Origin of the sequence: Corynebacterium lowii, assembly GCF_001412085.1 — a bacterium.
Taxonomy (GTDB): Bacteria; Actinomycetota; Actinomycetes; order Mycobacteriales; family Mycobacteriaceae; genus Corynebacterium; species Corynebacterium lowii.
Window position 1 is genome coordinate 65,383 of the sequence record NZ_LKEV01000004.1, and the last position, 13,734, is coordinate 79,116.

Below are 13,734 nucleotides of genomic sequence, written 5' to 3' on the forward strand. Positions count from 1 at the left end.
ATGACTAGTGCGCAGCAATCTTCCCAGAGGCAGGGGACGGAGGAGGTTTTTGTGATCTCCGTGGCTGCCGAACTTTCCGGGATGCACGCTCAAACCCTCCGTACTTATGACCGCATGGGGTTGGTGACTCCGGCGCGTACCAGCGGTGGAGGGCGCCGCTATTCCCGTGCCGATGTAGAAATGCTGCGCCACATTCAAAAGCTCAGCCAGGAAGATGGCGTGAACCTCGCGGGTATTAAAGCGATAATCGCCTTGACGAGGCAGAACGAGGAACTTAAAGCTGAGGTGGCGCAGTTGCGCGCAGAAAACGAAAACATGCGGGCACACCATTCCATACGGGGTGGGGAACTCGTGCATGTGCCCCGGTCTACGGCGGTGGTGATGTGGAGCCCGAAGGTTCGGCGTCGCGGCGAACACCGGGGGAATCGGGGTTAGCTATTTCCCGAAGTGCGCGGTGCACCTGGGGATCATTCCAATAAGAGGAGTGATCCCCAGGAGAAACCGGCCACACCGTAGCTCCGAATTGCGGGGAGGTGGGGTCTACACCGTGTATTCCGCCGTAATTGGTGGCGGTGAGATCAATGGGGTCACCGGGGGCGGTGAGCGCATGGACGCTGCCAGGGCCATTGCCGTGTAACCGAAATTGTGAGGCGCGAGGTAGTACAGCACCGGGGGAGCCCACGAGTACCACGGCATCAGTGAGTAACCCTGTGCTTGAGGCTTGTCCCACTACCACGGAACCGTAGCTGTACCCCAACACCACCCGTCTTTGGGTGGGATTGCGGGCGGCGAGGTCGCGTTGAAAGCGCTGTAGTGCCTGGGCACCGGCTTGGGCTGGTTGTGTGGCAATGGCATGGGGCACGGTGGAAGGAGCGGAATATCCTAACCACACCACGGAGGCTCCACCCGTGGCGGCGGCGATGGTGCGTCCTCGTTCTAGATGGGTGGGCCAGCCAGAAGTATCGGAGGAACCGGTACCAGCTACGAAGGTGGTCACGGAGGCCGAAGAATCAAGATCGCCAAAGGCCACGGCCACGGTGTTGGCGCCAGCCTCGATAAAGCGCGCTTCCGGGTATTTCTCCGCTAGGTCACGCCACTGCGGGGCAGCGAGCAGGGTGGCTTCGTGAATTGCGTCAAGGGAGAGATCCGCCATGGAACCTAGGCGGTGGAGCGGCGGGGCAGCCACGGGAGTACACAGGCGAGTTATTTCCCTGGCGCAGTGCCAATCCAATACCGCCCCGAGGGAGGAAATGGCCTGAGTTGCTCCAGTGAGCACGAGGGAATGGTTGGAGAGCGAAAGCAGGCGCTCCGTGGCCTGCTCTAATTCTTTTTGCAGCCCACTGGTGCGGATGAGCACATGTGCTACCTTTTGCATTTGCTTGGCTCCGATTGCCCAGGGAGAAGAGGCATCGTCAAGGCGATCTAGCGCAAGGAGAGGTGCCCCGAGAGGATTGGCCCCGCGCAGGGAGATATTTTGAGAGCGCTCTTGGGTAGAAGCGGTGGCGGTGTGCCTGGCCAGGATGGAGGTATGTGAGGCGGTGCGGTCCATATCGGCGGAATTGAGTGGAGTTAGCGCAGACATTGAGCCATGCTTTCGTCGGTAGCTTGGGCGCGGGAACAAAAGAGGGTGAGGTCACCCAGTAAGCGCTGGCGGGCCTCGGCGGCGCGCAACAGGCTGTGTTCCCAGGAGGCCGTGGCGGCGCGAAGAGCCTGAGCGGTGAGGGAAGAACCGGGTAGGTGTGGCATGGCTCCGGGGAAGTGTGTGGTGGTGGCGCGGAGGCGGTGGAGGAATACCTCGGGAAGGCGTAGTTCGTTCATGCCCACGAGTACAGCGCGAATGATAGTGCTGAGGAAAGGAACCGAGGGCGAAGTTGTGGATAAACGGTAGTTGTCCACATAGGCTGAGTGCATGCGCATCGCACTGGCCCAAATACAGGCTACGCAGAGCCTGGTGAAAAACCTCCGCATTGTGCAGGACTATGCCCAGCGCGCCGCCGAGCGCGGTGCCCGCATGGTGATCTTCCCTGAGGCCACCTCTCAGGCCTTTGGCACTGGCTGCCTGGATACCCAGGCGGAGGATTACGATGGCCCCTTTGCCACGGGAATCAATGACCTTGCACGCAGCTTGGGGCTGGTCATCGTGGCCGGAATGTTTCGCCCGGCAGATCGCACTCCGCAGGGGACTAACCGCGTGTGGAATACCGCGCTGATCGCGGACGGGGGAGAGCTGCGTGGTTATGACAAAATCCACACCTATGATGCCTTTGACCAGCGGGAATCGGAAACCGTGCGCCCCGGCACTAAGCCGGTGACCTTTGAGATTGATGGCGTGATGGTGGGTGTAGCCACCTGCTTTGACCTGCGCTTTCCCAGTCTTTTCCAAGACCTTGCGCGCCGGGGTGCAGAGGTGATCGTGGTACCGGCTTCCTGGGCGGATGGGCCGGGGAAACTACATCAGTGGCGCACGTTGACCGCCGCGCGAGCCTTGGATACCGGGGCGTTCATCGTGGCGTCGGATATGGCACACCCAGGGGGAAAGCGGGGGGAAAACCGCGGACCCACGGGTTTGGGGCACTCTGCTGTGCTTAGTCCGGTGGGGGAACGTTTGGTGGAGGCGAGCTATGACGCGGAACTCGTGATTGCAGATATAGCTCCTGAACAGGTGGAAGAGACGCGGCGCGCGCTGCCCATCTTGTAAAAGTTATTCCGCAGGCGCCCAATCAGCCCCCGGTGTGCGCTGGGGCCAGGCTTCCACCTGAATGTTGTGGGCCCCCGTGGCGCTCAGAGCGGCGGCGCTGTGCAGGGCATTATCCTCCGGCCCGGCAATGAGAATCTCATGATCCTGCCAATTGCCACGGCTGGCGGCGAGCGCGCCGGGAGATTCGGAAACTGCTATGTAGAGGTCCGGCAGTGTGGTTTGGGAATTGACCCACCAAGCGTCTTTATTCGTGGTGGCGCAGGGAACCACGGTGAACCACGAGCTCGCCTGCGCGAGCGCCCAGAGGCGGGGGAGTTCGTAGAGCTCACCGGGGTAATCGGCGCTGAGGAAGAGCGTGACATTGGGCTGGTTTTCCCAGGTGAGCATGTCAAAGAGGAGGGAACGCAGCGGGGCCCAACCGGTAGAGTGAGCGATGAGGAGAATATCGCGCTCGCCGCTGACCGCCAGGGAACCCTGTGGCTGGCCGAAAACCCAGTGGTCGCCCACCTTGGACTTGGCGAGGCGTTGGGCGGCGGTATCGTCCTCCCCGAGCACGTGGAACTCGATCTGCCCAAACTCCGTGGGGGGGGTGGCGAGGGACATTGGCAGCCAGATTCCCGGCAACATGCTCGATGAGGCCAGGACGTGCTGGCCGGGAGCGAAGGGGATGGGCAGGCCGGTATCGAGGGTGACCACGCTAATGCGGCGGCTCATGCGCTGTACGTCGATCACCTCGCCGGAATATGCGGGGGGAATACCCTGCTGATCAGCCTCTACCGCGGCGGCGGCCATCTCCACGCACACGCCTTCCATCAGGTGTTCCGCCTGTTGGGCTGCCACGGTGTATTGCTCATCGGCCACTCGCAGCACCTCGCGCAGCCCAAACTTGAGAGCCTGGGCAAAGGAGGCGTAGGCGATGGCGGGGAAGCCGTGGCGGCGGTGATCGAGTCCGATCTGCTGGACGCGCCACAGTACGTCGGGATCGAGGGCGTCGGGAGTGCTGCGCTCCAAAGCCCACGCTATTGCCGGGGCGAGATCCATATGGGACTGGCTCATCTTGAGCGGAAAAACAGACCGCGCCTCCAAGTGATCCACGTAGAATCGACCATGCGCGGCGTCACGGAAAGTGTCGTGATGGTCGCGGATGAGACGCGCTATCTCGGTGAGGGTGGCGGCGGGCATGGCTTCCATACTAAGGCCCCAGTGCTCTTTTGTAGAGAGGAGCCTGGGGCAAAGGTTCGCAAGCGGGTGTATTCCTTCGTATATGGGGGTAGGAAAAGGGGAGGAAGGCGTGCGAATCGGACATAGACGGCGCTGGTATGGCGGGGGTAGGTCAGGCAAAGCGCTGAGCTATGCGACGCCCTGCCAAGCGCCCCGCGCGTGTGGCACCCACGGTGGACGCCGAAGATGCGTACCCCACCAACAATATCCGGGAATCGCGCTGCGGGGTTACCTCATCGAGCATGGCGATACCCTGCGACCCCCGGAGATGTAGCGGGCTTAGATGCCGCAGGGCCGCGCGGAAACCGGTGTTCCAGAAGATAATGTCTACCTCCTCCTCGTGCCCTTCCTCCCAGGGTTGCCAACTCTCCGGCACGACGAGGTGGTCACTATGCGAGGGGCCTAGCCCGTGGGTGCGCGCTTCCGGAGGCGGGCCGAACTGCACGCCGTGAGGCGTCGCGCTATGCAGGTGCCCTCGAGAGACCAGCACGCCGGAGGCTACGGCCTCCATGTACTCGGGCCAGAGCGGAATGCCGGTGGTTCGCACTACCGACGCCGGGGCTTTCCCGACGTGGGTGCGCGCCCGCACGGCTTTTTCTACGTCTAAACCCCAGGCTTGATCGAAGGTGCGGTCGGTGAAGTTGGGAGGGCGTCGAGTAGACCACAGGGTATCGGTGACTGCGGAAAGTTCCAGTAAGAACTGCACGGCAGAAAGACCCCCACCCACCACGAGGGTACGTTTGCCGCGGAAGTCCTCGGCGCGGCGATATTGCACAGTATGGAGTTGTTCACCCTGGAACGCAGAGGCGCCGGGAACGAAGGGGATAAAAGGCTGAGTCCACGTGCCGGTGGCGTTGACGACGCTGAGTGCCTGCCAGGAGCGGCCGTCGATAGCCGTGACCTGGAGGGGAGAATCCGGCCCGGAGACGGACGTTACCGAGGCGACGGTGACCGGGCGGATAACGCCGAGCCCTAGATACTCCTCGTAGCTTCCGTAATAATCCGCCACGAGAGTGGAAGCGGGAACGGAGGGGTCGGGCCGCTTCATGGGCAGCCCTGGGAGATCGGCAATGCCGTGGGCGCGCCCTAGTGTGAGGGAATCCCAGCGGTGCCGCCAGGCTCCGCCGGGGCCGGAATTGGCGTCTACCACCACAAAGTCTGTTCCTGGGGTGAGGCCGCGGTGCACGAGCTCATGGGCACAAGCCAGCCCTGCTTGACCCGCACCAATGATGATGGTGAGGAGGGGTGTTTTCATCACCCCCATTCTCCCACGGGGGAATGCGTAATCGCAGCGCGAGCCGTTAAGATGAGCCGGTCTTGTACGTCGCATGAAGGAGCCGCTGTGGAATACACCCCTTTTTCCCTGCTGGTTGATGTGGGCTGGATTTCTGTCCTGATGGTGGTGGGTAACGTCCTGCGCCGGAAGGTACCCGCCTTCCAGGCCCTGCTGCTTCCCGCCCCCATTACCGCTGGTCTCTTGGGGCTATTGCTCGGACCGGGAGCGCTGGGATGGATTGGTTTTTCCGACCAAATGGGGGCTTATACCACGCTGCTCATCGCGGTGGTCTTTGCCGCCATGCCTTATTCCATGCAATTTGACCGCTCCGTGCGTTCCGGTGCGCGCACCATGTGGTCCTATTCCACCGGAATGTTCCTGGGGCAGTGGGGCCTTTTTATTCTGCTCGGAATGTTCCTCTTTGAACCCGTGTGGGGCACGGAGGATTGGTTTGGAATGATGCTGCCCGTGGGCTTCGTGGGCGGTTTTGGCACGGCTGCCGCCGTGGGCTCCTCCCTGGAGGCCACCGGCGCGACCGCTGCCAGCACCCTGGGCTTTACCTCCGCCACGGTGGGCACGCTCGCCGCCATCGTGGGCGGTGTGATCTTTGCCAACTGGGGTATCCGCACCGGACGCACCTCGGAAATGCCCAAGAAGCTCCCGTGGGATATGCGCTCCGGATATATCGACGAGGAAACCGAGCGCCCCTCCATCGGTAAAGCCACCACGAACCCCTCCTCCATCGAGCCCGTGGCTTTGCATGTGGGTATGTTGGCGCTGACGGTGATGTTCGCCTATCTGATTAACCAGGCCATTCAGGGAGTATTCCCCGAGGTCTCCATTCCGCTCTTTATCATGTCCTTTGCCGTGGGTATCGTGGGCAAGCTGCTTTTGAACCTCTTTGGCAAGCCCAATTACGTTGACCGGGATACCATCAATTCCCTTTCCGGCGCGGCCACGGATTACCTTATCGCCTTTGGTATCGCGGCCATCGTGCCCGCCGTGGTGGCGGATTACTGGGTGCCGCTCGTGGTGATGTTCGTGCTGGGCACGATCTACTGCCTGGTGTTTTTCTTCCTGGTGGCGCCCACCTTCTTTGGCGTGAAATGGCTGGAACGCGCGCTCTTTGGCTGGGGCTGGGCGACGGCGGCGGTAGCTACGGGCATTGCCCTGTTGAAGATGGTGGACCCCAAGCTGAAATCCGGCACGCTCAACGAGTACGGCGTGGCCTACGTGGGTTTTGCTCCCTTTGAGATTGGCATGACGGTGGTGGCTCCCATCGCGGTGCTCACGGGGTGGACGATGGGGCTGGGCTGGTTGGCCACACTCCTGGCGGTGATCGTGCTTGGAATGGCGGTGGTGCTGCGCTGGGTGCCGGGGCGCCATGTGGAGGTGAAGCACGGGGGGTAGGGGAATTATCGGGGGCTTGGGGGAGAGGTGCCTGCCTGGGATGTGGTGGATAGCCTCCTAAAAAACAACTATCCAACAACTATTTTTATGGTTTGACCTGCGCTGATGGGTAGTTGTGGCGGAGAGTTGTTGGGGTAGTTGTTGCTGAGTTGTTGAAACAACTCTGCGTCGCCACGTGTTCCGGCAACTAGACCTTGACTCTGTCCCGCTCAACTTTTTTAGCCTTCAGTGGAACAAACTCAACTCTTGCTGCGTTGTAGAGATTGTAGGAATTGAATGAAGCAAGGAAAGCTCCCCTGAACGGCGGCTTTCCCGATAACAACCCGCGTAGTGACGCAGGGGCAACGAGTCCCCCGAGGCGGCCCCGGAACCAAGCCCCAGGGGCTCGGACACGCCCTCCTGCTACAACTATCGGCACAGGCTCAGAAGAGACCAGAAAGGCAGAAACAGTGAACTCTTTTACCCCCACCACCAAGACCAGCGAGGCCTTTCAAACCGCCTTGCAGCAGGCCAGTAGCAATGGCAACCCCGATATTCGCCCGGCGCACCTCTTGCACGCCATTGTCGAGCAAAGCGAGGGTATTGCCGCCCCCGTCTTGCAGGCCGTGGGGGTAGACCCCCAGGCGATTGCGCGGGAGGCCGAGGCCCTTGTAGCCAGTTATCCGCAGGCCCAGGGCTCTAATCTGGCTAACCCCAATTTCAACCGCGATACCCTCAATGCGCTCACCGCCGCGCAGGAATTGGCGGGCGAGTTGGGTGATGAATACGTTTCCACCGAGGTGCTGCTCGCTGGGCTGGCACGCGGTACGAGCGACGCCGCTGAGCTATTGAAGTCCAAGGGTGCCACCTATGAGGCGATTAAGCAGGCCTTTCCCTCCGTACGCGGGCACACCAAGGTGACCAGCCAGGACCCGGAGGGGCAGTTCCAGGCCCTAGAGAAGTACGCCACGGATCTCACTGCACGGGCGCGCGAGGGCAAGATTGATCCGGTGATTGGGCGCGATGCGGAGATTCGCCGCGTGGTGCAGGTACTTTCGCGCCGCACAAAGAACAATCCGGTGCTCATCGGTGAGCCCGGCGTGGGTAAGACCGCCATTGTGGAGGGCCTGGCCCGGCGCATTGTGGCGGGTGACGTACCCGAGTCTCTTCAGGGCAAGACGCTCCTTTCCCTCGATCTGGGCTCCCTGGTGGCCGGTGCCAAGTACCGTGGTGAGTTCGAGGAGCGGCTGAAGGCCGTGCTTGATGAGATTAAGCAGTCCGATGGGCAGATCATCACCTTCATTGATGAGTTGCACACCATCGTGGGTGCGGGTGCCACGGGTGATTCCGCGATGGACGCTGGCAATATGATTAAGCCCCTGCTGGCGCGCGGCGAGTTGCGCCTGGTGGGTGCCACCACCCTGGACGAGTACCGCCAGTACATAGAAAAGGACGCCGCCCTGGAACGCCGCTTCCAGCAGGTCTATGTGGGTGAGCCGAGCGTGCCGGATGCCGTGGGTATCCTGCGTGGGCTCAAGGAGCGCTACGAGGTACACCACGGCGTGCGTATCCAGGACTCCGCCCTGGTGGCCGCCGCCACGCTCTCGGATCGCTACATCACCAACCGATTCCTGCCGGATAAGGCCATTGATCTGGTGGACGAGGCCGCTTCTCGGCTGCGCATGGAGATTGATTCTTCCCCGCAGGAGATCGACGAGGCCCGGCGCATTGTGCGTCGCTTGGAAATCGAGGAACTGGCGCTGGAAAAGGAAAAGGATGCCGCCTCCAAGGAGCGCCTAGAGGCGCTGCGCAGCGAATTGGCCGATGAGCGCGAGAAGCTGGGCGAACTTACCGCCCGGTGGAATAACGAGAAGGGCGCTATCGACGAGGTTCGCGCCGCCAAGGAGGAGCTGGAACGGCTGCGCGGAGAATCGGAGATTGCCGAGCGCGAGGGTGATTACGAGCGGGTATCCGAGCTGCGCTACGGCAAGATTCCGGCTGCCGAGCAGGCTATGGTCAATGCCGAGGCCAAGGTGAGCAATGGGGCCAATAACTCCATGCTCACCGAGGAGGTCACCCCGGACACAATCGCGGAGGTGGTCTCTGCGTGGACGGGTATCCCCGCGGGCAAGATGTTGCAGGGTGAAACCGAGAAGTTGCTGGAAATGGAAGCCGTGCTGGGCAAGCGGGTCGTCGGCCAGCGCGAGGCGGTGACGGCGGTGTCGGACGCGGTGCGTCGGGCGCGCGCCGGGGTGGCTGACCCGAATCGGCCCACGGGTTCCTTCCTCTTCCTCGGGCCTACGGGTGTGGGTAAGACGGAGTTGGCCAAGGCCCTGGCGGAATTCCTCTTTGATGATGAGCGCGCGATGGTGCGCATTGATATGTCCGAGTATGCGGAGAAGCACTCCGTGGCGCGCCTCGTGGGTGCACCTCCCGGATACGTGGGCTACGACGCCGGCGGTCAGCTCACCGAGGCCGTGCGACGCCGCCCCTACACTGTGGTGCTCTTCGATGAGGTGGAGAAGGCGCACCCGGATGTATTCGATGTGCTCTTGCAGGTGCTTGACGATGGCCGCCTCACCGATGGTCAGGGTCGTACCGTGGACTTCCGTAATACCCTGCTGATTCTCACCTCGAACCTCGGTGCCGGTGGTAGCCGTGAGCAGGTGATGGAGGCGGTGAAGCACGCCTTTAAGCCGGAGTTCATCAATCGCTTGGATGATGTGGTGGTCTTTGAGCCACTTAGCCATGAGCAGTTGACGCACATCGTGGATATTCAGGTGGGGCAGCTGGCTCGCCGCCTGGAGCAGCGCCGTTTGCGCCTGCACGTCTCCGATTCCGCGCGGGATTGGTTGGGCGATCGTGGGTATGACCCGGCCTATGGTGCGCGCCCGTTGCGTCGCTTGATTCAGCAGGCTATTGGCGATCAGCTGGCTAAGAAGCTCTTGGCTGGTGAGGTGCGCGATGGGGATAAGGTGAACGTGGATGTGGCAGAGGGTGGAGCACGCTTGGATATTTCTGTGTATTCCATAGAAAATCAGTAACGCAATATCCCTTTAGGCACTCTTTAGGGGACGAAAGTAGATTGCTATTGAATTGCCTTTGGCGAGGGTCTTACACTCAGCATTGTTCGTTGCATTCGGATACAGAAAGGAAGACACCATGTTTTCTCGTAAGAATCTCGCCGCCGTGGCGGCCTCCGCTGTGATTGCCTCCGGTGCGGTGGCAGCCCCCGCCTTCGCTGAGGAGCCGGTGGATCCCGACTACAGCGTGGTCAACGTGGAGGGCACCGAGAACACCGACACCACCGCCCCCGAGACCGAGAAGGGTGAGCAGACCGAGGGGTCCTTCGACTTCTCCGAGCTCTCCTCGGGCCTGTCCAGCAGCGATGAGCAGGCCACGGATCAGGGCTCCACGGGCTCCTCCGAGGATGACCTGGGCCTGATCGTCAAGGTGGTTAAGTTCATCATGGGCATCCTGGTCTAAAGAACCCCTCACCTGAAAAAGGAGCGCGGCGAACATCGCGCTCCTTTACTTTTATTCCTGTATTCCTGGGGGCACCTGAGCATGCGGTGCTCCTTACCATTAGAGTAAGAGCGTGTCCGTAACACTACTTTTTGCGCTTGCCGCCGTTGCCCTCGTGATCGCCGCCGTTTTGTGGTGGCTTGATCTCCGGGGGCGCAAAACCCGTTCTGTGGCTGACGGAGCCGCAGGCGAACAGGAGAACTCCGCGGGGGAGGAACCCGCCGAGGACTCCCCACGGAAGAGCCAGGGGCGCCTGGCGATGCCGGGGCAAACCCGCCGGGAGCGCCGCGCTTGGGCTCAGGAGGCGGGCTTTGATTTCACCCGCACCGACGATGCCTTGGCACAGGAGTGGCGTCGTGGCGCCGCTTCCGCGGGTTCCGCCGCCCACGATGTAGTGACGGGAATGAGCGAGGACCACGAGTTTGCTCTCGCGGATCTCGGTTCCACGACGGTGCTGGCGGTGCGCCGCGGAACCTTCTCCGATGTGGTGGTGGATTTCCGCCGCCCCGATATGGGGGAGGATTCCTCCGCCGATCTGGTGCAATGCGGCGAGGTCGAGGGGTTCATCCGGTTCAGCACGGACGTCGAGGCCGCAGAGCGGTTCAGCGATGAGCGGGTGAGTGCGGCCTTGGAGGTCATGCCGGACTTTGTGCGCGCGGTGTGGTGCGAATCCGATTGGGTACTAGCGCAGCTCGATCGCGGCACTCACGGTCACGAGTGGGAGGCAATCATGGCTCCAATGACCTGGCTTGCCGACGCCGCCCACGCCCTCCCCCCGCGCACCGCCGCGCCGTTGAAGATCGACGAGGCCCTGCCCTCGCGCCTCATGCCCGCCCCGGAACCCGTGGCGCGCAAGGAAGAGGCCGAAGGGGGCGTCGATAAGCAAGAAGAGCAGGAGAAGCCCGCGGTGATCCGCCCGGAGGAGCCCGTGGAGTTGCCCACCCGGGCGCGCACGCAGTCCCGTGGCGTGGTGGAGCCGCGCCCGCTGGGCGGCGATGAGGTGCCGGGCATTGGCGATCGCGCCGAGAAGCCCTCCGATCACCAGGGCACCAGGGTGCTGCGCTCGCAGGACGCCGGCCCCTCCATCTTCGATGATCTGGCGGAACAGCTCGGCCGCGACCCCCTGGAACACCTGCGCGGCCTTAATCCCCCGAACAACAAGGAAGGTAAATAGCATGGCTTTGTCTCAGGAGGACCGCGCGGAACTCGCGGAACTGGTTAAGGAACTGGCCGTGGTGCACGGCCGGGTGACGCTTTCCTCCGGCAAGGAGGCCGATTACTACGTGGACCTGCGCCGGGCCACCCTGCACCACCGCGCCTCCCGGCTCATCGGTTCGCTGCTGCGTGAACTCACCGCCGACTGGGATTACGTGGCCGTGGGCGGGCTCACCCTGGGCGCCGACCCCGTGGCCACCTCCGTCATGCACGCCGAGGGGCGCACTATCGACGCCTTCGTGGTGCGCAAGGAGACCAAGAAGCACGGTATGCAACGCCGCATTGAGGGACCCTCGGTGGAGGGGAAGAAAGTGCTGGTGGTGGAGGATACGACCACCACGGGTAACTCCCCGCTTACCGCAGTGGAGGCCCTGCGCGAAGCCGGTGCCGAGGTAGTGGGTGTGGCGACCGTGGTGGATCGCGCCACCGGCGCGGATAAGGTGCTGGCCGAGGCGGGCCTGGAATACCGCTATGTGCTGGGGTTGGAGGATCTGGGGCTTGCCTGAGCAACAGCACCCAGGCCCTACGGAGTGGGGAGAAGGCCGCCACGGGGTAGGCCCCTGGGAGGGGGATTGGCCGGAGGACGAGCGCCTTGACCCCACCCTCCTTGCGGAGGGCGACCGCCGCAATGTGGTGGACGCCTACCGCTACTGGAAGCGTGAGGCCATCGTGGCGGATATTGATACCCGCCGCCACCCCCTGCACGTGGCGATTGAGAACTTTGAAAACGATGCCAACATTGGCACCGTGGTGCGCACCGCCAACGCCTTTGCCGCCGATACCGTGCACATCGTGGGACGCCGCCGCTGGAATAGGCGCGGGGCAATGGTTACTGACCGCTACCAGCACCTGCGCCACCACTCCACCGTGGCCGAGCTCATGGCCTGGGCGGCGAGCGAGGACATCGCGGTGGTGGCTATTGATAACACCCCCGGCAGCGTGCCCCTGGAAACGGCGGAGCTGCCCCGGCGCTGCGTGCTGCTCTTCGGCCAAGAAGGCCCCGGGGTGACCCCGGAGGCCCAAGAGGCCGCGGTGATGACCTGCTCGATTGCTCAATTTGGCTCCACTCGATCCATCAACGCTGGGGTTGCGGCCGGTATCGCCATGCACGCTTGGATACGCCAGCACGCGGATCTGCGCCGTGCGTGGTGATTCTTTATTAGGATCATGGGGAAATACACCACTAATACATCAGTGTGAGGCGTAACAATGCTGGAAAAATGGTCGCACCGCGCGGATTTGGCAGAAACCGCCATTAATGATCGGCACGCCAGCCGCCTGTGGGGGATTCCCCGCACGAATCTCGCGGTAGTAGCCTGGCCGCCTACGTCAAAGGAAAAGGTCTTTATCCGCTGGCATTACTGGTGGCAGGCACATTATTTGGATTGCCTTTTAGATGCCTATTCCCGCCGCAGTACCAATGCGCGGCGCGCACGTATTCAGGAGACCATGCGCGGTATCCGGTGGCGCAACCGCAATAAACTCGTGCATAACCGCTATTACGACGATAAAGCGTGGTTGGCTCTAGCTTTGAGGCGGGCGGCAAAACTGAAAAAGATGAAAAAGCCCAAGCAGATCGACGCCCTGGAGTTCAATATCCTCAGCGGCATCGACGGGCTGACCAGCGTGCTGCCTTGGCGCACCGGAGAGACCTTTTATAACGTCCCCTCCAATGGGCCCGCCGCCATCATGATGGCGCGCACCGGCAGGTTAGAGCAGGCCATGAGCATCGTGGACTGGATTCTGGATAACCTCATCAATGATGACGGCCTCATCATGGACGGCCTGCGCATGAGGATGCACGGTCCGGAACTGGTGCGTGATATTCACCCCTACTGCCAGGGCGTGACCATTGGAGCCTGCCTGGAAATTGCCCTGCGCCTGCGCGAGCGCGCGGGCTTTGAGGAAGAAGAGGTGCTGGCCTACGAGGACGCCGAGCGGGTGGATGATTCCATGAAATACATCACCGCCATTCGCTCCATCGTGCAGGCCGTGGCCCGGAAGATGGCTACCCCCCAAGGCGTGATCGATTGGGATACCGGCGAGGGCGATGGTGGCCTGTTCAAGGGAATCCTGGTGCGCTACCTGGCAGAGGTGGCGGTGCGCCTGCCCGCGGATTCCCCCACCAACCGCGCTACGAAGAAGGTGGCGGCAAAGCTGGTGCTGGCCTCTGCCGATAGCGTGTGGAATCACCGCTTGGAAGTGGATGGTCTGCCGATCTTTGCTACCGACTGGACCGACGATGCCCGCCTGCCGCACAACTACGGCCTGGGGCCTAAGACCCTGGCGGAAACCGCCGGGGTTATCCGCATCGCGGAGCGCGATCTTTCCGTGCAACTCTCCGGGTGGATGCTCATTGAGGCCGCGGCACGAGTACAGGAGTACGTGGAGGCGGAAAGCTAGGGTGCTG

At 62.3% G+C, this 13,734-nt stretch carries 13 protein-coding genes; 9 read left to right on the forward strand and 4 right to left on the reverse strand.

Features of this window, described 5'->3' with window-relative positions:
* Window positions 1-435, forward strand: a complete 435-nt coding sequence (locus Clow_RS11440) for a heat shock protein transcriptional repressor HspR (RefSeq protein WP_082418587.1) — start codon at window positions 1-3, stop codon at window positions 433-435.
* Here Clow_RS11440 and Clow_RS07020 read toward each other — a convergent pair.
* Entirely contained in the window at window positions 368-1,582 is a 1,215-nt protein-coding gene (locus Clow_RS07020; RefSeq protein ID WP_055178083.1) for an alpha/beta hydrolase, read from the reverse strand. The two genes, Clow_RS11440 and Clow_RS07020, sit on opposite strands and share 68 nt — an antisense overlap.
* Window positions 1,570-1,818: a hypothetical protein gene (locus Clow_RS07025; RefSeq protein WP_156334743.1), complete on the reverse strand. Its 249-nt coding sequence runs from the start codon at window positions 1,816-1,818 to the stop codon at window positions 1,570-1,572. The genes Clow_RS07020 and Clow_RS07025 overlap by 13 nt, the downstream gene beginning before the upstream one ends.
* A gap of 91 nt (window positions 1,819-1,909) precedes the next feature.
* Between Clow_RS07025 and Clow_RS07030 the strand changes: the two genes are divergently transcribed.
* Window positions 1,910-2,698, forward strand: coding sequence for a carbon-nitrogen hydrolase family protein (locus Clow_RS07030; protein ID WP_055178085.1), 789 nt, complete (start codon window positions 1,910-1,912; stop codon window positions 2,696-2,698).
* 3 nt (window positions 2,699-2,701) lie between these two features.
* Here the strand turns inward: Clow_RS07030 and Clow_RS07035 are convergent, their stop codons facing one another.
* Both Clow_RS07035 and Clow_RS07040 read right to left on the reverse strand, forming a co-directional pair.
* Entirely contained in the window at window positions 2,702-3,880 is a 1,179-nt protein-coding gene (locus Clow_RS07035; protein WP_156334745.1) for a hypothetical protein, read from the reverse strand.
* A gap of 151 nt (window positions 3,881-4,031) precedes the next feature.
* Window positions 4,032-5,174, reverse strand: coding sequence for an NAD(P)-binding domain-containing protein (locus Clow_RS07040; protein ID WP_055178087.1), 1,143 nt, complete (start codon window positions 5,172-5,174; stop codon window positions 4,032-4,034).
* Window positions 5,175-5,261: 87 nt separating this feature from the next.
* On the opposite strand from Clow_RS07040, the gene Clow_RS07045 reads away from it, so the two are divergent.
* The 7 genes from Clow_RS07045 (at window position 5,262) to Clow_RS07075 (ending at window position 13,727) form a co-directional block, all read left to right on the forward strand.
* Window positions 5,262-6,605 (forward strand): sodium/glutamate symporter, encoded by a 1,344-nt coding sequence (locus Clow_RS07045; RefSeq protein WP_055178088.1) that lies wholly within the window; start codon window positions 5,262-5,264, stop codon window positions 6,603-6,605.
* Between the two features lie 449 nt (window positions 6,606-7,054).
* On the forward strand, window positions 7,055-9,628 hold the full coding sequence (clpB, locus tag Clow_RS07050) for an ATP-dependent chaperone ClpB (RefSeq protein WP_055178089.1): 2,574 nt from the start codon (window positions 7,055-7,057) through the stop codon (window positions 9,626-9,628).
* 118 nt (window positions 9,629-9,746) lie between these two features.
* Window positions 9,747-10,070 (forward strand): hypothetical protein, encoded by a 324-nt coding sequence (locus Clow_RS07055; RefSeq protein WP_055178090.1) that lies wholly within the window; start codon window positions 9,747-9,749, stop codon window positions 10,068-10,070.
* A gap of 112 nt (window positions 10,071-10,182) precedes the next feature.
* Window positions 10,183-11,283: a type III secretion system chaperone family protein gene (locus Clow_RS07060; RefSeq protein WP_055178091.1), complete on the forward strand. Its 1,101-nt coding sequence runs from the start codon at window positions 10,183-10,185 to the stop codon at window positions 11,281-11,283.
* A 1-nt stretch (window position 11,284) separates the two neighbouring features.
* Complete coding sequence (gene pyrE / locus Clow_RS07065) at window positions 11,285-11,830, forward strand: orotate phosphoribosyltransferase (protein WP_055178092.1); 546 nt, start codon at window positions 11,285-11,287, stop codon at window positions 11,828-11,830.
* Window positions 11,796-12,476 (forward strand): TrmH family RNA methyltransferase, encoded by a 681-nt coding sequence (locus tag Clow_RS07070; protein ID WP_055178093.1) that lies wholly within the window; start codon window positions 11,796-11,798, stop codon window positions 12,474-12,476. The genes pyrE and Clow_RS07070 overlap by 35 nt, the downstream gene beginning before the upstream one ends.
* Before the next feature lie 57 nt (window positions 12,477-12,533).
* Window positions 12,534-13,727 (forward strand): glycoside hydrolase family 76 protein, encoded by a 1,194-nt coding sequence (locus tag Clow_RS07075; protein WP_055178094.1) that lies wholly within the window; start codon window positions 12,534-12,536, stop codon window positions 13,725-13,727.
* The last annotated feature ends 7 nt before the right edge of the window (window positions 13,728-13,734 follow it).